This is a genomic window from Ruegeria sp. Ofav3-42 (genome assembly GCF_022347725.1).
Lineage (GTDB): Bacteria > Pseudomonadota > Alphaproteobacteria > Rhodobacterales > Rhodobacteraceae > Ruegeria.
The window spans coordinates 1-19,570 of sequence record NZ_JAKRGB010000015.1; the positions used below are offsets into that span (position 1 = coordinate 1).

22 protein-coding genes are annotated in these 19,570 nt (G+C 55.1%); 9 read left to right on the forward strand and 13 right to left on the reverse strand.

What is annotated here, in order from left to right; genetic code table 11:
* The first annotated feature begins 168 nt into the window (after positions 1–168).
* The 3 genes from MHN28_RS19040 to MHN28_RS19050 all read left to right on the forward strand — a co-directional run bounded on the left by MHN28_RS19040 (position 169) and on the right by MHN28_RS19050 (position 1,617).
* The gene (locus MHN28_RS19040) at positions 169–345 is read left to right on the forward strand and encodes a hypothetical protein (protein WP_239344158.1); all 177 of its coding nucleotides are present in this window, start codon (positions 169–171) and stop codon (positions 343–345) included.
* Positions 342–1,103 (forward strand): FUSC family protein, encoded by a 762-nt coding sequence (locus tag MHN28_RS19045; protein WP_239344159.1) that lies wholly within the window; start codon positions 342–344, stop codon positions 1,101–1,103. The genes MHN28_RS19040 and MHN28_RS19045 overlap by 4 nt, the downstream gene beginning before the upstream one ends.
* A 76-nt stretch (positions 1,104–1,179) precedes the next feature.
* A complete protein-coding gene (locus tag MHN28_RS19050) occupies positions 1,180–1,617 on the forward strand; it encodes a bifunctional DNA primase/polymerase (protein WP_370645756.1) in 438 nt (145 codons plus the stop codon).
* 53 nt (positions 1,618–1,670) lie between these two features.
* Here the strand turns inward: MHN28_RS19050 and MHN28_RS19055 are convergent, their stop codons facing one another.
* From MHN28_RS19055 to MHN28_RS19070, 4 genes are all read right to left on the reverse strand, one after another.
* Positions 1,671–2,450, reverse strand: a complete 780-nt coding sequence (locus MHN28_RS19055) for an IclR family transcriptional regulator (protein WP_239344161.1) — start codon at positions 2,448–2,450, stop codon at positions 1,671–1,673.
* Positions 2,451–2,461: 11 nt separating this feature from the next.
* Positions 2,462–3,820: a TRAP transporter large permease gene (locus MHN28_RS19060; RefSeq protein ID WP_170429642.1), complete on the reverse strand. Its 1,359-nt coding sequence runs from the start codon at positions 3,818–3,820 to the stop codon at positions 2,462–2,464.
* Positions 3,820–4,485 (reverse strand): TRAP transporter small permease, encoded by a 666-nt coding sequence (locus MHN28_RS19065; RefSeq protein ID WP_239344162.1) that lies wholly within the window; start codon positions 4,483–4,485, stop codon positions 3,820–3,822. Before MHN28_RS19065 ends, MHN28_RS19060 begins: the two co-directional genes overlap by 1 nt.
* A 66-nt stretch (positions 4,486–4,551) precedes the next feature.
* Positions 4,552–5,790, reverse strand: a complete 1,239-nt coding sequence (locus tag MHN28_RS19070; RefSeq protein WP_239344163.1) for a TRAP transporter substrate-binding protein — start codon at positions 5,788–5,790, stop codon at positions 4,552–4,554.
* Positions 5,791–5,898: 108 nt separating this feature from the next.
* Here MHN28_RS19070 and MHN28_RS19075 point away from each other — a divergent pair, with 108 nt between their 5' ends.
* Positions 5,899–7,494, forward strand: a complete 1,596-nt coding sequence (locus MHN28_RS19075) for a GMC family oxidoreductase (protein WP_239344164.1) — start codon at positions 5,899–5,901, stop codon at positions 7,492–7,494.
* Between the two features lie 163 nt (positions 7,495–7,657).
* Here MHN28_RS19075 and MHN28_RS19080 read toward each other — a convergent pair whose 3' ends face one another.
* The 3 genes from MHN28_RS19080 to MHN28_RS19090 form a co-directional block, all read right to left on the reverse strand.
* Positions 7,658–7,831: a hypothetical protein gene (locus MHN28_RS19080; protein ID WP_239344165.1), complete on the reverse strand. Its 174-nt coding sequence runs from the start codon at positions 7,829–7,831 to the stop codon at positions 7,658–7,660.
* A 66-nt stretch (positions 7,832–7,897) separates the two neighbouring features.
* Positions 7,898–8,134: a cache domain-containing protein gene (locus MHN28_RS19085; protein ID WP_239344166.1), complete on the reverse strand. Its 237-nt coding sequence runs from the start codon at positions 8,132–8,134 to the stop codon at positions 7,898–7,900.
* On the reverse strand, positions 8,097–8,279 hold the full coding sequence (locus tag MHN28_RS19090; protein ID WP_239344167.1) for a hypothetical protein: 183 nt from the start codon (positions 8,277–8,279) through the stop codon (positions 8,097–8,099). Before MHN28_RS19090 ends, MHN28_RS19085 begins: the two co-directional genes overlap by 38 nt.
* A gap of 321 nt (positions 8,280–8,600) precedes the next feature.
* Between MHN28_RS19090 and MHN28_RS19095 the strand changes: the two genes are divergently transcribed.
* Complete coding sequence (locus tag MHN28_RS19095; protein ID WP_239344168.1) at positions 8,601–9,482, forward strand: SDR family oxidoreductase; 882 nt, start codon at positions 8,601–8,603, stop codon at positions 9,480–9,482.
* On the opposite strand, the gene MHN28_RS19100 is transcribed toward MHN28_RS19095, so the two are convergent.
* A complete protein-coding gene (locus tag MHN28_RS19100) occupies positions 9,479–10,381 on the reverse strand; it encodes a LysR family transcriptional regulator (protein ID WP_370645757.1) in 903 nt (300 codons plus the stop codon). The two genes, MHN28_RS19095 and MHN28_RS19100, sit on opposite strands and share 4 nt — an antisense overlap.
* On the opposite strand from MHN28_RS19100, the gene MHN28_RS19105 reads away from it, so the two are divergent.
* A complete protein-coding gene (locus tag MHN28_RS19105) occupies positions 10,263–10,910 on the forward strand; it encodes a PACE efflux transporter (RefSeq protein ID WP_239344170.1) in 648 nt (215 codons plus the stop codon). The two genes, MHN28_RS19100 and MHN28_RS19105, sit on opposite strands and share 119 nt — an antisense overlap.
* A gap of 186 nt (positions 10,911–11,096) precedes the next feature.
* Here the strand turns inward: MHN28_RS19105 and MHN28_RS19110 are convergent, their stop codons facing one another.
* Positions 11,097–11,987, reverse strand: coding sequence for a LysR family transcriptional regulator (locus MHN28_RS19110; protein ID WP_239344171.1), 891 nt, complete (start codon positions 11,985–11,987; stop codon positions 11,097–11,099).
* 92 nt (positions 11,988–12,079) lie between these two features.
* Here MHN28_RS19110 and acdA point away from each other — a divergent pair, with 92 nt between their 5' ends.
* Positions 12,080–13,300 carry a 3-sulfinopropanoyl-CoA desulfinase gene (acdA, locus tag MHN28_RS19115; RefSeq protein ID WP_239344172.1) on the forward strand — a complete coding sequence of 407 codons (1,221 nt, stop codon included), beginning with the start codon at positions 12,080–12,082 and terminating at the stop codon, positions 13,298–13,300.
* 404 nt (positions 13,301–13,704) lie between these two features.
* On the opposite strand, the gene MHN28_RS19120 is transcribed toward acdA, so the two are convergent.
* Together MHN28_RS19120 and MHN28_RS19125 are read right to left on the reverse strand one after the other, a co-directional pair.
* Positions 13,705–13,989, reverse strand: a complete 285-nt coding sequence (locus MHN28_RS19120) for a hypothetical protein (RefSeq protein WP_239344173.1) — start codon at positions 13,987–13,989, stop codon at positions 13,705–13,707.
* 152 nt (positions 13,990–14,141) lie between these two features.
* A complete protein-coding gene (locus MHN28_RS19125) occupies positions 14,142–15,149 on the reverse strand; it encodes an AraC family transcriptional regulator (protein WP_239344174.1) in 1,008 nt (335 codons plus the stop codon).
* Between the two features lie 378 nt (positions 15,150–15,527).
* On the opposite strand from MHN28_RS19125, the gene MHN28_RS19130 reads away from it, so the two are divergent.
* Entirely contained in the window at positions 15,528–15,908 is a 381-nt protein-coding gene (locus tag MHN28_RS19130; RefSeq protein ID WP_239344175.1) for a hypothetical protein, read from the forward strand.
* The gene (locus MHN28_RS19135) at positions 15,905–17,122 is read left to right on the forward strand and encodes an HlyD family secretion protein (RefSeq protein ID WP_239344176.1); all 1,218 of its coding nucleotides are present in this window, start codon (positions 15,905–15,907) and stop codon (positions 17,120–17,122) included. Before MHN28_RS19130 ends, MHN28_RS19135 begins: the two co-directional genes overlap by 4 nt.
* A 197-nt stretch (positions 17,123–17,319) precedes the next feature.
* Here the strand turns inward: MHN28_RS19135 and MHN28_RS19140 are convergent, their stop codons facing one another.
* The gene (locus tag MHN28_RS19140; RefSeq protein ID WP_239344177.1) at positions 17,320–17,547 is read right to left on the reverse strand and encodes a hypothetical protein; all 228 of its coding nucleotides are present in this window, start codon (positions 17,545–17,547) and stop codon (positions 17,320–17,322) included.
* Positions 17,548–17,788: 241 nt separating this feature from the next.
* Positions 17,789–19,555, reverse strand: a complete 1,767-nt coding sequence (locus MHN28_RS19145; RefSeq protein ID WP_239344178.1) for a tetratricopeptide repeat protein — start codon at positions 19,553–19,555, stop codon at positions 17,789–17,791.
* Positions 19,556–19,570: the final 15 nt, after the last annotated feature.

A 19,570-nucleotide genomic window follows, 5' to 3' on the forward strand; every position in this document is an offset into this window, starting at 1 on the left:
TCAAAACAAACGCTTTCTGCGCGTCCGTAAATCTCGCTGCTTTCATCGCTTCCGTTCCTTTTCCCAGCAAAGGATTCGTCCCGGAAAACTCTAATCACAAATGGCAGGAAAATCGGGTTTCAGAGCACAACTCTTGCAAGGGTGCCCAATGAAGCGCTTATGTAAATAATGAATTCGCCACGCAAGCCATTTGTACCCTGGAAGCAGATAGCCCAATTGGTGGCGCTTGGAACGCCGGTTCTTGTGTTATCTGTTTTGCTCAAACTGCCGCACGCAGTGGGGATGATTGGTTTTGCTGCAGGGCTACTCGCCGTTGTTTTCGGCGACAAAAAAAATGGGGTTTGATTTCGGTCGCATCGACCGCGGTGGCTTTCCCAATTACGGCTTTCATAGGAAGCACAGGTGTTTTTGTTGTTGGCGCTCTTCTGGCGATCGGAAGTATGCTGGCGTTGCGTCATGCCGGAGCCAGAGCTATCGGGTACGCTGTGTTTGGCTGGTCTTATCTGGTTTTCTCCGACGCCACACAGCTGGATGCAATAACCATAGGGTACTATGTCATTGGGGCGCTATGGGGTGTGATTTCTGCTCAGTTTGTGGGCATAAATTCAATGATGAAGCCCAAGGGGCCAGACTTAGTGCCCCCACCTTTCGCTGTAAGTGCTGCGATAGTAGTTGGCTTCTCGGCTTCGTTGGTGCTGGCGATGTTTCTGCCGATACAGCGTCCCTATTGGGTTCCCTTCGTCTATTTGAGCGTACTCATCACCAACGGTCCGAACGGGTTGAGAATGTCGCTTTCTAGGATGGCAGGCGTTGTTTTGGGTGTCGCAAGTGTGCTGGTACTCTCTTGGTTCGAGCCTCCACGCTGGTTAGAGTTCGGACTTGCGGTGTTTGGTTTCATTGCTGCGATAAGGGTTATTTTGGCGTTTCCAGTTTTAAGCCGCGGCTGTTTGACCGCAGCAATTATCTTAATGCTCATATCCGTTGAACCAGATGCCACCTCCTCTAGACTTTTAGCTGAGGTTATCAGTGTTGTGCTTCTGTTGCTGCTTTCCGCCGCAATAGGTTTCCTTTCTCCCAAGAGCGAAAAGGCGGACCAACCCTAAACCCGCCCGACAGGAATTGAAACAGCGAGACGCTCTTCCATCAAGACAGAGTTTTTCAACGGATTATGGCCCTTGGGTGCTTGATTTGGACACGCCAATGGGTGACTCCCCCGGCGGTCGCGAAACTCTGTCGGCGTTAGGTTTGGATTGCGTGCTGAACGATGCGATCCAAGTAAGCACACGATCGGGCGGGCTTCACGTATACTTCAAGCACGGCCCCGACAAGGGATATGGGAACACAGCGGGCGCCCGGGGTAAGGCGCTAGGCGACGGGATCGACACACGATCAGAATGCGGTTACGTCATTGCTCCCGGTTCCGCCGGTTACGAATTCGCGAACCCCGATGCGACAATCGACCTTTTTTGCCAAGCGCGCGCAATTCCTTCTCAGCTTGTCACCGCGCTTGACGCTGCTCGGGATCGTAAGAAAGAGCCGAACAAACGCCCTTACTGGACTTTATTCACGCACTCCCCTGCTATGGCACAGAGCTCACAAGAACCAGCCGATGATTAAAGTCGCAGCTGGGAAAAAATAGCTCACTTTTTGGCTGTCGTCGCAGACGCTGGTCACTCGTTTAGGAGAACCGATAGCTCATCCGCCCCTTTTTGCAGTATTCCCAGAAACGACATTAGGCTTTTGACATCGTGACGTTGTGTTGGGGCGTGCACTGAAAGCGTGGCCACCAACCTGCCCTGCCCATCCAGAACGGGCACAGCAACAGCTGTCATTCCGGCCATGAATTCCTCATCATCGGTGGAAAAACGGCTCTCGGCGATGTTTTGTATTTCCGCTCGCAAAACCTTGGGATCAGTCAGAGATCGTTCGGTCTGCGGTTGCAGATTTCCTGCTGCAAGAAATCCGTCTAGCGTTTTTTGCCGCAGTGTCGAGAGATACATCTTGCCACTGGCCGTGCAATGAAAAGGTACCTGCGTCCCGACCGGCAGTTGAATTCGCAGCGGCCACTTCGTTTCCACCCGGTCAAGATAGATCATCCCCTCTCGGTCCGGGATGGCGAGATTGCAGGTCTCACCGACGTCTTCTGCTACGCTGCGCAAGATTGCCAAACGCGCGGTGCGCAGGTGCTCAGACGACATCGTATTAACAGAAAGCAGCCGTAGCCTGTGTCCGGGGCCATACGAGCGTCCATCAAGGTCGCGCTGCAGGAAACCTTCGGCTTCTGCGGTTTGCAGTAGGCGGTGCACGGTCGGCTTGGCCAGACCCAGTGTTTCGACAAGATCTGATGGTTTGACGGCAATTCCTCGTCGCGCCACCTCCTCAAGGATGAGAAGAAGGCGCAAATTTGTCGGAATCTGAGTTTCTTTGTCCTGTGTATCCGTCTCAACCATAACGTAACAGTCTAGTTATTTGGCAGCAGGATCAAGGCCAGATCGGGTACCAGCGATACCAAGATCCAGACAGACAACAGGGCCACCAGATAAGGCACCGTATAGCGCAGCAGCCGGAAATAAGGCACGCCTGTCACGCCTGACGCCACGTAGAGGTTCAACCCATAAGGCGGAGTAATAAACCCGATGGACGCCCCCACAAGGAAAATCACCGAGAAATGGATCGGGTCAATGCCCACCGAGGCCGCAATCGGCGCCAGGATTGGGGCCAGAATGATCGTGACCGGAAGGCTTTCCAGCACCATGCCCGAGAAGAAGACGATCACCATCGAGGTGAACAGAACTGCATGGTAGCCGCCCATCGAGGTCACAAAGTTCCCAATGGTTTCTTGCGCGCCAAGCAGCGACAGGATTTGCTGCATCACCACTGAAATTGCAATCAGGGGCGCGAGGATGCCGGTGATCTGTGCCGAACGGATCACAATTGACGGGATTTCCGGGATTGTGAAGCCTTCGACCACGAACATCTCTGCGAAGGTTTTCTCGGTTGGCGGAATATCATTCCGTGCGCCCATGATCCGGTTGATCGGATAGCTGACCAAGCCGGCGATCACGCAGAATCCGACCGTCACGCCCGCCGCCTCGGTCGGAGAAAACTTGCCTGTATAGATGCCCCAAAGCACCAGTCCGATTGCAAAGAAACCCAACCACGCTCCGAAGGCGGTTTTGAGCACCCGATTTAGTTGCAACGGGATCAGGTGGCCCCAGCCGTTCATACGGCAGATGATCCAGCAGGCGAACTGCATGCCAAACACCATCAACGCGCCCGGTAGAATTCCAGCTACAAACAGCTCGGAAATCGGCAGGTTCATCAGGAAGCCGTAGACGATGAAGATAATCGACGGAGGAATGATGATCCCCACCGTACCGCCCGCCGCCGCGGTGGCAGCGCTGAAACGTTCGTCATATCCACCTTTGACCATCTCGGGGTGCAGCATCGAACCAATCGTGGCCGTCGTCGCCGAGTTGGACCCCGAGATTGCAGCGAATAATCCGCAAGCGCCAAGCGATGCCATGGCCAGCCCGCCGCGTATCCAGCCCAGACAGGCGTAGGCGAAATCGCTGAGCCGCCTCGCAATGCCCGATTTGTTGATCAGGTCTCCGGTCAGGATGAACAGCGGCATAGCCAGCAGGGCAAAGCCCTTGTTGAACACGTTCAGCAACTCGGCACCCATGTTGTCCAACGTCAAGCCAAGGACAAAGGAACAACCGATGACCCAATAGCCGATGACCAGCAGGACGGGTACGCCCAACATGAATAGAAAAGTGACCCCAAGCGAGATCAGTGTGACCATGGTTCCGTCTGTCATCAGTCTGCTCCGATCACGGCCTGCTTGATCAGCGGCTCGCCTGTTTTCCAGTTGTGCAAATCGTCGGCGAGGTTCTGAAACACCCGCCCGACCATCAGAAAGAAAGACAGAGGCGCAGCCAGAAGGAACCACCACTGCATGATATTGTCGGTGCCCAGAACGATCTGAAAGTTAGACGCTGACAGCGCCACCAACCGGGTCGTAGTTACGATGACGATCACCGCAAAGATGAACCACAGAACCGCGTCGAGGATCAGGCAAGCCAATTGCCCGCCGCGCGGCATGGCCGTGCGAAACTCGCTAAAGCTCAAATGTGTGCGCAGGCGGACGTTGTAGGACGCTCCGAACCAAGCCATGACCATGAACAGAAGGGGCGGAATGGTGGTTGACCACGGCTCCTGGTCGTTGAATACGAACCGGTCGATCACGCCCCAAAAGATGATTAAAGCAATCGCGAGGTATGAATACACCATCACCGACCGCTCCAGTTGGCGCTCGACAAAGGGCACAGCCCGATAGATCAGCATGATCACGAACCCGCCGAGGGCCGACACAACCGCGCCCCAAACCCACGTGGCACCGGATTCCAATGCGGATTGAATCTCGAACGAATCCTGGCTGAGAAAGGCGCTGAAGATCGCACCTGTATCTGCCCAAAACGACATGAACCCCGTCCTCCCAGTCGGTATTTTGTTGAACTGGCCCGGTCCCGGGCCAGTCCCTTGAGTTTATCAGGCCTGGCCCATCCACCAACGGCGCGGCTCGACATTCTCTGGCAGCGTGTCCGCTGGAATCTCGCGCGCGATGTCGTAGATTTCCTGATAGGTATCGATACCGCCGGCCCATTTGTTCAGGCGTTCGCGCCACTGCGCCCACGGTTCAGGGTTGTAGTTCGGGGCGCACATTTCTTCCGCCAATTTGATCTGATCGTCCGCCAGGAATGCGGGACGCACTCCGTTTTCGGCAAAGATCGTGTTGGGCAACTGCGGGTCCGAGAAGCCGACGGTGTTCAGCAGCGCCGCCTCATTCGCGCCTTGAATCAAGGCTTGCGTGAAATAAGAGGACTCCATCACCGCATCCTGCAGCTCTCCGCCCAGACCGTCAAAAACTTTGGCCGACATAGACGTGTGTTCAGTGCCGCAGAAGAATTTCAAGTTGACCGACTGCGAAACCACAGGTGCCATATTGGCGTAAGCCACGGCCGACGCCCAGGTTTCCGCCCCATCGATCAGGCCAGTCTTGAGTGCATCCAGCGTTTCTTCCCAGGCCACGGGCACCGGGTTCAGGTTCAACAACTGCATTGCAATCCGGCCCAACTGCGTCCCCGTAACACGGTTTTTGGTGCCGAACAGCTCTTCCAGTTTGGTGACAGTTGGCTTGTCAGCAAAGGTCGACCCCATTTGCAAGCCGCGCAACTCACAATGGGTGAACAAGAACTTCAGCCCGTGCCGTTTTTCCAGCGGTTCGCGCAGGATACGCTGGCTCGCGGGGCTGTAGAAAAAGTGATACTGCGCCGCTCGGCTCGGGAACATATAGGCATAGTCCAGCACGTTCAGATAAGGCGCGCCACCGGCCGAGTTCTGCGTTGAGGCCGCATAAATATCGACAATCCCCTGCTGGGTTTTCTCAACGCAGCTCAGCTGACCGCAGATCTGGTTATCGCCAATGAATTCGATTCGAATCTCACCGTCCGTGCGTTCTTCCAGATCCCGCGCAAACTCGATAGCGCCCGCGCGTTCGATCAGAAGGTTGCGGGTATTGAATCCTGATGCGCCAAATTTCAGCGTGTGCTTCGGTTCTTTCGAAAAGCGTTTTTCATAGGTTGATTCGGCTGCCTGCGCCAGATTCGCCAGGCTCATCGCACCGCCGAACCCGCCTGCTGCCAATAACGTCGAGCTCATGCCGTAACGGCCTGCCACGCGGAAGAAATCCCGCCGTGAAATACCACTTAGTTTCCGTCCGATCTCCATTGCTTACCTCCCTGTTCGCAAAAAATGAGACGTTTTGTATCAAAAAATGCTAGTATATTTCTCGGCACTTGGCTAGAACTTTTTGCAACCGGTTTCAGGGAGGTGATCATGGAAGTAGACTATGCAGTTGTTGGGGCCGGGTCTTCGGGCTGTGTCATTGCCAACCGCCTGAGCGCCGACCCCAACGTGACTGTCGCACTGCTTGAGGCCGGTGGTCGGGATACCAATCCATGGATTCACATCCCCGTGGGTTATTTCAAAACCATGCATAACCCTTCGGTCGATTGGTGTTACCGCACCGAGCCCGATCCAGGGCTGAACGGGCGTTCCATAGACTGGCCCCGCGGCAAGGTGCTGGGTGGCTCATCCTCGTTGAACGGGTTGCTTTATGTGCGCGGACAGAAAGAGGATTATGACCGCTGGCGGCAAATGGGCAATGAGGGTTGGGGCTGGGACGATGTCCTGCCCCTGTTCAAGCGCTGTGAAGATCAGGAACGCGGCGAAGACGAATATCACGGGGTCGGCGGACCTTTGTCTGTGTCCAATATGCGCATTCAGCGACCCATCTGTGACGCCTGGGTGGCCGCAGCGCAGGCCGCCGGTTATCCATTCAACCCGGATTACAATGGTGCAGAACAAGAGGGCGTGGGTTACTTCCAACTGACCACCCGCAACGGTCGCCGTTGCAGCGCTGCCGTCGCCTATCTCAAGCCCATCCGGGGTCGTCAGAACCTGAACATCATCACCGACGCACTGGTGACGCGCGTTGTCCTGGACGGGAAAAAGGCAACTGGTCTGGTTTACCGGGATCGCACAGGGGCCGAACAAACCCTTAAAGTTCGGAGAGAGATCATTCTTTCCGGCGGGGCAATCAACTCCCCTCAAATCCTGATGCTGTCGGGAATCGGTGACCCGGATCATCTAAAGGAAAATGGTATCGAACCCCAGCATGCCTTGCCTGGAGTCGGCAAGGGTTTGCAGGACCACTTGCAGGCGCGGCTGGTGTTCAAATGCAATGAGCCGACGCTGAATGATGAAGTCCGCAGCCTGTTCAATCAAGCGCGCATCGCCTTGAAATACGCACTGTTTCGCGCGGGTCCGATGACCATGGCCGCCAGCCTTGCCACGGGCTTCATGAAAACCCGGCCCGACGTTGAAACTCCAGACATTCAGTTCCACGTGCAGCCCTGGTCTGCCGACAGCCCCGGTGAAGGCGTGCATCCGTTTTCGGCATTCACGATGTCGGTCTGTCAGCTGCGCCCGGAAAGCCGAGGCGAACTGCGCCTGAACGGTCCGGATCCGTCCAAGCATGTCAAAATCATTCCAAACTACCTTTCCACGGAAAAGGATTGCCGAACCATCGTCGACGGTGTGAACATCGCGCGCAAAATTGCCAAACAGAACCCTCTAGCCTCAAAGATTTCAGAGGAGTTTCGACCAACGGCAGAGCTAAGTCACGACGATTTTGAAGGCACGCTGGATTGGGCAAAATCCAACTCCACATCAATCTATCACCCAACCGGCACGTGCGCGATGGGAAGCAGTAAGATGTCTGTTGTTGACGCAAAACTAAAGGTTCACGGCATATCGAACCTGCGGGTGGCAGATTGCTCGATCATGCCGGAAATCGTCAGTGGCAACACCAACGCTCCAGCGATCATGATCGGCGAAAAGGCGAGCGATTTGGTAAAGGCGGATGCCTGACACACGCTAGGTGGCCTGATCAACAAGTAGAACTCCTGAAACCCTTGCCTCCCACTGTTTAACGGTGCGCTTATAGCGCAGGGTCCGAGTTGGTCCGTCTACGGAGACTGAGCTTCCCCAACTTGTCCGTCGTCAGGGATTTTGGGACAGATGGCGGCCTGAGCTAAGAGAGGGTTTGGCGCATCTGGTTGAGTTTATTATGCGGCGGTTTGGGTATGACCGAAGCAACGCGCCAGCCATAAAACCCCAATGGCGTCAGCGCCACCGCATAAGGCACGCCTTCGATGACGACACGTTTCGTCAACGTCCCCGAGGCATTCGCTTGGAGGTCTGCCAACAACCTTTTGTCTGAAATCCTGGCAACTTCAAAAGTTTCCCTTCGCCCATGCGCGCCGGGGTAATCTCATCCGCTATCAGGTACCGCAATAAATTTGCCGTCAGCATTCAGTATAAAGGCCGCACCGAATTCGCCGGGCGCAAGCGTGGCGAGAAATCGTGACAAACGATCCGTTTCGATTGCAACGGCCAGATCACCTTGCTGCGTCCGGTGGACGTCTATCGGACCGGCAAAAGCGTAAACGGCTTTGTCACTACCTGGAAGGTCACGCGCTTCGATCCACCCCGCAGAGCTGAGCCCCATGAAATTTTTCTAACCAGGCATGTTCGCGCGGATCATAGAATGTTTCGGTAAAGGTCAGCTCCTCGAACTGAATGTCACCGGGGATAAAGATGTAGCGGTCCTTCAGCAGCATTCGGTCCGGGATTCTCTTGTCGATTTCAATCATCTCAAGCCCGCCGTTGCCTAGACGGTGCGCCGCGAAAAAAAGCCATCGGGCCTGCCAAGGAACATCCAGGAGATATTCGGCTGCGCCGGCAACTGTGAAAGAAAAACAAACTCGCGCTTACCATAGATTGCGTCGCGAGCATCGTGACTGACTCAGGTCGCTTTTTTTCCGGCACGCACTTTTTCTGTGCTCTTGGCGAGCAACTGGAAGTTGGGGTCGATCAGAAGCATTTCTTCAATAGTATCTAGTATCAAGATAGATTGTAATTAAACACATCGCTCTCACACCTGTAGAAGCGTCGCCGAAACAGGAGAAATCACTATGACGAAAAAGATCACCATTATCGGCGCCACCGGACATCTGGGCCATCGCGTAACCACCAAGCTCGTCGAGAAAGGTGCGGAAGTGACCGCTATCGTGCGGGACCCGATTGTGGCAAAACCCAAGCTTCCCGCGCAGGTTCGGCTTGTGCAGGGAGATGTATCCGACACGGCCAGCCTATATTCAGCCTTGCAAGGAACTGAGACGCTTTACATCACACTGAACACCGAGTCGCTGGACACCACCCTGCCCTTCCACACCGAACGCGAAGGCGTGATCAATATCGTCGCCGCAGCAAAAGAAACCGGCGTTCAGCACATCATGCAAATTGCCGGGGTCGACACCGCATATCCCGAGTTTTCTGCCGAGGGTATGGCCTATGGAACCAATGCAATCCGTCAGGGCGGGATCGATGCCATCAAGGCATCCGGCATTCCTTATACATTCTTCTATTGCTCGTTCTTTCTGGATTCACTGCCAAAGTTCTTGATGGACAACCAGCTTGCCGTAATCGGAAATTACGTTCATCCAATCTGGTTCACCAATTCCAGCGATTTGGCTGAACTGGTTTTCAATGCCATTGGCAATGACGCAGCCAAAAACAAAGAGTTCGCCGTTCAAGGCCAGCAGGCCAAGACCTATACCGAGGGGGCGACCGAATTCCTGGACACCTACGCCCCCGAGGCAGAAATTTCTCAGCTGCCAACGGAGGCGATTGGCCAGATGGGGCTACCGGACGAGCAGGCGGTCTTTATGGAACATTTGCTCACCTTCGTGCAGCAACTGCGGGAAGAAATGGTCGCCGGCGAAACATGGGAGATCCTTGGAAAGCCAAAGCACACCATTGCCTCTTTCGCCAAGGAACTTCGCGACGAAGCTTAAGCCGAAGCAGAGTTCTGAATAATGGCGGATTTTGCCAGTTTCTCTAACAGATTGGCGGTTGCCTGCCCCATCGGTCTTTCGAATGACCAGACCATATCCACCGCGCGTTCGGCATAGGGTTTGGTCTCGAATTGCAGGGGCAAGATTTTAAGCGCGCCAGTTTGAACAAAGGCATCCACCGCATGCAGGGGCAGCGCCGACCACCCCAGGTCGGCCTGCACAAGCTCGATGGCCTCGGCTGCAGTGCTGACCTGCCAGATCGATGGCGAGGCCCTAAGGATCGCGCTGTTGGCATTATCGGCTTCCTTCAACAATATCTGACGATGCAGACGCAACTCCCCCCAGGAAACCGACGGCGTGTGCGCCAGCGGGCTTTCCGGATGACTGACGCAAACCAGTCTTAGTGTTCCTAACGAGCGGAAGTCGAGTGCCTCCGGGATGCCCTCTGGCTCCAGAATAACGCCCAGATCCACCGCACCCTGAACGACCAGCCGTTGAATCTCTCCGGCGGTAAACGATTGGATTTCCACGTCAACCGACGGGAATTCAACGCTAAACGCACGGATGATCTCTCCCAGGTTGGCTAGCTTGATATGCGGCGCCATCGCAAGCGTGATGCGGTTCTCTACGGTCATCGACAAGGCATCGGCAACAGCCAGAAACCGGCTGCGGCGCTCCAACAGAATTTCAGCCTGCGAGATCAACGCCTCACCCGCCCTGGTAAGGGTCGGGTACCTTCGGCTACGATCGAAAAGCGTGAGATCCAAATCGACCTCAAGATTGGCAACCAATGTGCTGATGACCGATTGCGCTTTGTTACATTTTCGGGCTGCTGCGGAAAATGACCCCTCGCTGTGGGTGGCGACGAATGCCTCTAATTGCTCAAACGATGCGCGCATAGCGGAGCCCTGCCATCTATCTACTTACCATATGGTATCCACCTTTATTGATCTCTCCACCCAAGTACAACCGTTACAAAGACATGAATTCAGGAGAACACACATGAGCTTTGGCGGTCGGATTTTACACGCAGTGCTGTTCGAGGTCTTCGCGCTTTTGAGCATTGCGCTTTTGCTGCCGATGATCTCGCATGTTGATGTCCACAAATCACTGATCCTGGGCGTATTCTTTTCTTTGGCCGCAATGCTGTGGAACGTGGTTTTCAACACTGGGTTCGACTGGTACCTCAAGAACATCCGAAGAAACATGCGCAAGTCTGCGGCGGTGCGGGGTGTTCATGCCTTGCTGTTTGAGGGTTCGTTTGTAGCGCTGACCCTGCCTGTTCTCGCTTGGGCCCTGGGCCTGACATTATGGGGCGCAATGAAACTGGAAGCAGCGCTGATAGTATTTATTCTCGTCTATACATTTTGCTTCAATATTGTGTTTGATTGGTGTCGCGTGAAACTCACCAACCCGACGGTGTCTTGACCGGGCAGAATGAAACCTCTCGTTGCCGACGCAATGTGAAGTCGACCTTTCGCTGAATACGAGCTTTGATGACATCCGACCTGTTTGATCGAATGTTCGATACAAAGCCCGTCGATCCCTGTTCGAGGCCCTATTCGCATCTGTCGCCTGCCGAAGGATCCCAGAATGCGCTCGGGAACAATCGGCTCAAGTCCCAACCGTTTCCACACCGGCAAGATCTGCCTCAAGCAGCGATTTCAGTTTTGGGCGCCAGACGTCTGCCAGAGCATCTTCTCGTGTCACCAAGGAGATGTTCCGGAACAACGGCCGAGGCTCACACGGCAAGACAAGAACCTGATCTGCGCCATAACGAATGACATCCGCTTTTGGCAAAAGCGCGTATCCGATCCCGTGTTTGACGCAGTTCACAATCGTTTCGATGCTATCAAGGATGATCACGTCATCGGACTTCAATTGCATCTGGTCGCAATATTGGGCGATCAGTTTTCCAATGCCTGACGATGGGATGAAATGCAGAAACGGAAACGATTGAGACAGCTCGGCGAGCCCGCCAGCCTTGCTGTTCAATGGCGCTGTCACCACCATCTCTTCGCGGATAAGCGTTTCGCAGCAAAGCTCGTTGGTGGCCTCCGAAATTTCCGTCACAACCGCCGCGTCCAGTTGACCGTTTCGAACCTGCTCACACAATGCCTCGGACAGTCCTGTGCTTGTGCGAAACACTGCTTTTGGAGCCATCTGCGCGGCGCTCGTGAGAAATCTGGGCAGAATCCGAGCGCCAGCAGAAGGGACAAACCCGATCCGGTAGGACCCTGTTAGCTCGTGCGTTGACACACAGCGCGATTTCAAGACCGAGAAGGCATCGACAATGGTCTTGGCGTCCTGGGCAACCCGAATTCCCAACGGGGTTAGCTTGGGCGGGCGATATCTGCGATCGAACAGTTGCGCCCCAAGTTCGTCTTCCAAAGACTTCATCTGCATGCTGACTGCCGACAACGTCATATTTCGGATTTCCGCAGTTCGGGTGAAGGAGCTTTGCTGCGCGATAGCAACCAGAGTTTCAAAGGCTGAAATTTGCATAACTTCAACAAACCTTAATTTAATCACAAAGTAAATTCGATTGAAAAAAATATATCATACCTCACATACTCGTGAGCAGAGAGGATGACCCAATGCTCGATCAAGGAACAAATTCGTATCAGGAAATTGCTCGTGAACTGGCCGCCGGTTTTGCAGAACGAGCGGGCCATTGGGACGAAACCCGCACGTACTGTTGGGAAAATGTGCGCGAACTTACCGAAGCCGGGCTTATGGGGATGACCATTCCTACAAAGTTCGGGGGGCTGGGGGCCTCGTACTTTGACGTGGTTCTGGCGGTAGAAGAAATCGCCAAGTCCTGCGCGCTGAGCGCTCGGATCGTGGTCGAGGCCAATATGGGCGGCATCAGCGCAATCATGGCGTACGGCACAGATGAACAACGCGCCTTTGTAGCCCCGCATGTCCTTTCAGGGGATAAGCCCGCAATCTGCATAACAGAGCCAAACGCGGGCAGCGCCGCGACCGAGATGCAAACGACCGCCCGGCGTGTTGGCGGCAAGTATCTGATAAACGGAACAAAGCACTGGATCACAGGCGGCGGAGTATCCAAGCTCTACCTCATTTTTGCGCGCGTTCTGAATGAAGATGGCGACGACCAGGGAATAACCGGTTTTCTGGTTCACTATGATCCTGAAAACGGCATCGCCCCCAGAGGGTTCGATGTGGTCGGGCACGAGCGGACCATGGGTCTTTGCGGGATGCCCGAAGCAGAGCTGCGCTTTACCGATCTGGAAGTTGATGAGCGTTTCGCATTGATAACGCCGTCGGGGATCCGGCGCGGCTTTGCGGATCTGATGACCGCTTATAACAGCCAGCGCGTCGGGGCTGGAACGGTCGCCATGGGCATCGCATCAGGTGCGCTGGAACACGCGAAAAGATACCTGCGCGAACGTCACCAGTTTGGCCGTCCCTTGCAGGAGTTCCAGGGCCTGCAGTGGATATTTGCAGATATGGACACAGCGGTTCATGCGTCTCGCCTGATGATGCACGAGGCTGCGCAAACACTGGGGCCGGCAGGATTTCCTGACATGATGATGGCGGCCCGGGCAAAAGCATTTGCCTCCGAACAGTCGGTGAAAGTCGTCAATGACGCACTGCAAATTTTCGGTGCCCGTGGATATGGTGCCCAAGAGCCTATAGAGAGAATGTATCGCGACGTCCGAATGTTCACCATTGGTGGCGGCACCGCACAGATTCTGAAGACACAAGTCGCGGGCTCATTACTGGGCATCAAGACACCGCAAACAAGAGATGGATACGCAAAGCTGGCGGATCGATCCTCATTGACGAACTAGCCTGACAATCGGCTCTCGTTTTAAGCTGTTCGAGCTTGACCGGTTCATCGACACCCATAGCGTGCGATGGGCGAGGCACTCAGAAGTGCCGTTACACATATAATTTGACGTGCTATTGGCAAAACGGACATGCCTCACAAGAGGCGTATCAAATGGTTTCTTAAATCAGTTCGGCAATCAGAGATTGGCCGCTTGGGGAAAGGTCCTAAAACCAAGTTGCCATCCGAGCCCCTTTGGAGGCTGGATGGCAACTCAATAGAAACTGTGCGATTTCTGTGCGGGGTGACCAGTCAAGCTATGACCGAATTTCGTCGGCGCTTGTTTTGAAGCAGAACCTAACTGGTCTAGTCTTTATCTGATGTGCTTTCTCCTTTTGTAGCGCTAGTTGCGTTGGTGATTTTGCATTAGTCCTGATTGCTCCAGTGATCGCCATCCTTGTAGTCATCGCGACGCTCTTCCGCGCGGTCCTGGGCGTCTTCGAAGTTATCTTTCTGAATTGCACCGCCAACGGCTCCAACTGCAGCGCCAGCGGCAGCACCACCTACGATGCTCTCGCCGGCGATACCGGCGACGGTGGCACCGGCAACCGCGCCCTTGATGGCTTTGTCAGTGACGTAGTCCGCCTGAGCTGTGGCCGCCATGGTGATCAGAATTGCTCCGGAAACCGGGGCGATAAAGAGTTTCTTCATTGGATTCATCCTTGTTCTGGTCAGCAACCATTGCGGCTGCCGTATGCCCATGAACTAGGTGGCGCGATGGCCGGCATTCTTTTGAAGACGGGACAAGGTTTTGTGGATCCTGGACAACTTCAGGTTCTCAGGGGTTCGAGGGACAAAAGAACCTATCGGCCGGCCTTTCGGAACCTGGCGGGGGTCTCACCTGTCCACCGCTTGAACGCCACCGAAAAAGCTGCCTGATCTGCAAAACCCAACATGAATGCGACGCGCGCCACGCCCTCGCCACTGCGCAGCATTCGTTTCGAAAGATCACACAGCACGCCTTCCAACAGCAACTTGAAGCTTGTTCCTTCGGCTGACAGGTGACGTGTCATTGTACGCCGGGTCAGCCCAAGCTCGGTGGCTATTTCGTCCCCATTCGGGATTGGCCCGGGAAGGCGTTCACCAAGCATGTCCACGATGCGGTCAGCGAGGCTCTTGACGACATCGGGCTGGGCTTTCAATTGCTCTTCTCCGTGCCTGCGTAGGTGCCCCAACAAAGTAGGGTCAGCGGTCGGGATCCGAAAACTCATGCCGTTGGACGGTAAGCACAGCGCATAACCCGCTTTGTAGCCTTCAACGGCGCACCCCGCCATATCGGCCAGCAATCGACAATGCCCGGCGTCGTCCGTTTCAAGCTCAATCGAGATGGGCCCTAGCCCACCAGACGTGATCTGTTGCACGCGTCTATAGAGACCAAACAGCAGCATCTCGCGATGCCGTGGATACTGATGAGCCGGGATCACGCTACTTTCCAAAGTAATCTTTGGGGAATCCGGTGCTCCGACCACGTCCAGTCGCAGATCCGGGTCCTGCATCGCGTAAAACCGCTGGGTCATAGCCAATGCGTCTTCAACCGTTTCGGCAGCCCTTACTATATACGCAAGCAGCGTTCCGGGACCTTGCGCTGATAATCCAACGTGGGCGGCAAAAGTCTTGTCCTCCAGCACTCGGCACGCGGTCTCAACTGCACCCGCTTCGTGCAGTAACTCGACAGTCGCATCGGGCCCTTCGATCACGTCCGAAGGCACCCCCGCCATCTCAAGGATTTCAGGAAACGGAATGCGCGCACTGGGCTGCTGCGCATAGAGACGCCCGACATGTTGCAATCTGTACGCGCTGATGCGTGGCACCTGTGCTTCCCCCGTGACAATTCCGGCAATTGTCCAGAAGCCAACAACAAATGTCCAGAACCCTAAGGATCGCCAGCGCGACGGTGGTTAGTTCGCGGTCATCAAAAAGGAAAAGACCATGATCTACTTCGCAAGGTACTACCGCGTTTTCAAGGCGATCCAAACGTCCGCAAAAAATGAGTGGTCCAGTGCAAATGTTCACGGGCGTCAAACAGGGGCACTTGGCGAGAAAACGCCAAGGGGGCCTCGTTGGGACCCTCCTTACGCCCCACCACAACAACCCACCGAACCGACACGACACCCAAACGGAAACTGACCTTCCAACCATTCGACACACTACATCCGCAGCACGACTGCGTCAGCAAAAGGACCCAAAACATGAAACCACCCGCGTTCCTGATGGCCGCCGCACTCGGCGTCATTTCAACCCCCGCCTTCGCCGCTGGCGGCGACCCCCGTTGGTGGGTCGCTCCCGGCCAGACCGACAGCTATGCCTGGGTCGGCCTGAGCGTTTTCTTCCTTGCGATCCTATTGGTCGTCCACCTCTATGCGCGCTTTGAACGCTATACCGAGCGAAAATCAATCGGCACGCCGCTGCGCACAACAATTCCAGTAATGCTGAGCGTCGCTCTGGCCTACGAGCTGATGCCGGCCTTGAGCCATTTCAGCAATCTGTTGCCGGCTGCTCTGATCCTGACCGCAATCGCCCGCGATTTCATGCTGTGGTGGCGCCCATCCGATGAGGAGGCAGTAAAATGATCGAACTTCTCGTTACATCCTTCCCGTTCGTTCTGCGCGTGATTTACCTGAAATGGCGCGGGATGCCCGTCACTCTGTACAACGTGCACCGTGCGATCTTTTTGTGGTTCGTGCTGGCCCTGATCGTTTTCTTCGCCGTGTTCTATTACTACCCCAAGTCCTACACCGGCCTTGTGCCGTTCAGAACCGTTCCGGTCGTGGCCGAGAATGGCGGAACAGTCACGGAAGTCCATGTAAAAGGTGGCGATCACGTAGAGCCGGGCGATCCGTTGTTTGCAGTCGAGAATTCTTCCGAAAAAGCTGCCTTGGATTTCGCGACGCGCAAAGTCGAGGAAATCCAAAGCGCGAAACTCGCGGCGGAACTTCAGGTCGAAACTGCTCAGGCTGTGTTGGATGCCGCAGTGACTGCAAGAGAACAGGCAGAGCTTGTTCTGATGGATCACCGCGCGCTTCAGGCCAAAGGCTCTGCGGCCTTCCAAGTGAGTCAGTTGGAACGGGCACAGGCATCGCTGGAAACTCGGGAAGCTGAGGTCGAGGCCGCCACAACTCAGTTAGGAGTGGCTCAGGTCCAGGCAACAGCCGTATTGCCGGCACAGCTTGCGTCTGCGCGTGCTTCGCTGAAACAGGCCGAGGTGGAACTGGCTAAAACACTTACGCTCAGCTCTATCGATGGAGTTGTTGAGCAGGTCACGCTCAACGTCGGATCACGCGCAGCCCAGGCAGCGATGAGCCCCGCCATGCTGATCGTACCCGACCGGAAAGATATTGAGCGCGGACGTATCGTTGCTGGATTCTCGCAGGTTTCGCACACCGAGTTGTACGAAGGCATGGCAGCTGAAGTGGCCTGCGAAAGCAACTTCAACATTTCGATGCGCAACACCATCTTGCCTGCTCGGATCGTGCGTATTCAGGACTCGATCTCTTCTGGCCAACTTGCACCCAGCGGCCGTCTGATCGAGCCCAGTGAAAAGGCAAAACGTGGCCAGATCGTCGTGCATCTTGACCTCGTACATCCAGAACACCGTGATCTTTTGGTTCCGGGCAGCGGTTGCATTGTGCAGTCTTACACGACCAGTCTGGAAGGCGAAATGGAAGGAACGACTGTCGCACACGCAATCCAGGCCATGGGGATTATCAAGGCAGTTGGTCTGCGGATCAAAGCGTGGTTTGGTCTGACTTCTGGCATCGGTCTGATCGGCGGCGGACACGCTTGATCTTAAGCCCGCGGCTCCCAACATTTGTTGGGAGTCGTGTTTATTGGAGCGGTTCGTGATCTTCTGCGTGAACAACACGGTAGTAACCGGTCATTTCTGAACTGGGTCCGCCACCGCAGTCTGTGGGGCCGGAAAACCACGGTGACCGACAAGAATTATCAAATCCTAAGCCCAGACCGAGCTAAGAAAGCACACCTTTAGCCGCCAACGTAAACGCCATCCTTTGGGCGGTAGAAGATCTTTTGATCGTGGAGCCGACCAAGAAGATCTTGAATGCGATGAAGGGCGTCCTCCCTTTCCGCTTTATCGTCTTCATTTTCGTCAGCGGCCTCATTCGACAATGAATTCAAGGCCCGCCGCAGAGAGACTTCTATAAGATCAATGTCCTCAACAGACAGTTCGAACATATCGTTGTATTGGGGCATCATGAGACTCCGACTAGGCGCATGTCTCCAGAGTGCCTTACGTTCGTTTCGTTTTCCAGCTTTCCTCGTCAATCGTTCAATTCCGCCCCGACAAAGGGTGTTTCCACAATCTTTTTCTGTTGGTTGACTGCAATGCTCGCCGTGATCAACTTCGGCAAGCGGGTTCAGCATCGCTTGGGTTTCACAACATTGTTGCAACGCACGCTGAAACCCTCTTTCCACAACTTCAGCCCGCAGGCCGTTATTGCGCGTCCGCAAGCAACTTGGCTTTTTCGTATTCGTCTAGCAATGGCTGCATCATTGTCGGGTCGTAAATCACCCTTTCCAGCCACCACCTGAGCGGGAATGACTCGCCCTCGGCCATCATGGCCGACAGGCTATTGAGGATTTTTTCCTCCTCGTCGAATTGCCCAAGCGCCGCGTTGTTTGCGGCTTGATAGACCATCATGTGTGGACCAAAAGGCCCGCCCAGATCCAGGTTCTCCTGTAATGTGTCCAGGCTCTCTTGAAACTGGCCGGCATGATAGAGCGAAACACCTAGAATGTTCCTGTAGGGCCGCCGGATGTTGAGTGGATCCAGACTCAACGACCGCTTTAACGGCGTGATCGCCTGTTCCGGTTTGCCCGCGTACAGAAGGAACATTCCCAAATAGGCCTGGGCCAGACTGGAACTCGGCTCATGCTCGACCGCACGTTCACCGAACTCGATTGCCGGCTTCGGATTGCCCTTCAGGATTTCGAGGATGCCCAACGTCAACAGCGCCCGGACGCTGGCTGGATCCATTTCCAGCGCGCTGTCTGCGTGATGTTTGATCAGGTCGCGCGTTTCATCCGTGTTGGGTGCCAACCCGAACCACGTACGGTGAGATTCTGCAAACGCCAGCCCCGCGTGTCCGTGCGGCGCATCCGGTTCCAGCCGCACAACCCGCTGCAGCAAGGCTTGTGCGGCGTCAAACCTTGACGGGTCGCTTGGTGGATGAATGATATCCAGCGCCTGTTGGTACAAGATCCTGGCATCTCGTCGCGTCCAGCGCGCGTCTTCAATTCTCGATGTGAGTTCGGGAAACAACTCGATCGAGAATGTGGAGCTAATCTCGCGTGAAATCTCAGTCTGAGTATCGAACCGCTCGGCCGTCTTGTAATCAAACCGTTTGGCCCAGATTTCGCTGCGACTGCCCACATCGACGAGACCGATGTTAAGTCGATAGCCATCCGTCATAGTCTGCAGGCTGCCGCGCAACACATGTGTCGCGCCCAGCTTTCGCCCCTCGCCTATCAGATCAATGGACTCGTCTGACAACCCAGCGGTCGACGCGTAAGAGATCACGCGCAGCCCCTGCACGCGCGCAAGATCGGTCGTGATATCTTCGGCAATCCCTCGGGCCGCAACGGATGTTACCGCGCTGCTCCCCAGCGGATTAAAAGGCATTACGGCAACGATCGGCAAATCGCCCCACAGATCGTTGTCCGTTGTGGCGTGATCCACCGGCTGGTCCTGCGTCTTGAAGCTTTCCAATACCAAGAACCCACTTACGCCGATGAGCAGCGCCAGCAGCAGCAGAACGAGCCAGTTCGGAGCCTGCCAGCCAGACTTCTCAAACGTGTTTTCCCCGACCTTACCACCGGGTGGTGTCGATGACACCTCTCGGAATTCGAACGACGGCACATAGGAACCTTTTGGAATTGTTATTACCAAAGCGTCTTTGCTGCCGTCCGTCAGATAATAGTGTTCCAGTTCACGTCGCAACCGACGGGCTTCCAAACGCACGACGGGATCTGATGTCGCATCGAAATCTTCCGAGCGGCCCAGGACGGACACACCAATCGAATACCCTTTCAACCGGTCGGCCCGTCCGGCCAGTGTTTCTTCGACGATATAATTGAGGAACGCGCGCCGACGTTCGTTTGCGCCAAACTGGGAACTCTTGAACATGCGGGCGATTTGATTGCCAATCGCTTCCTGCTCCTGAGTCGGCATTGATTTCCGCTCGGGAATTTCACTTTCCATCGAAGTGTCTGTTGG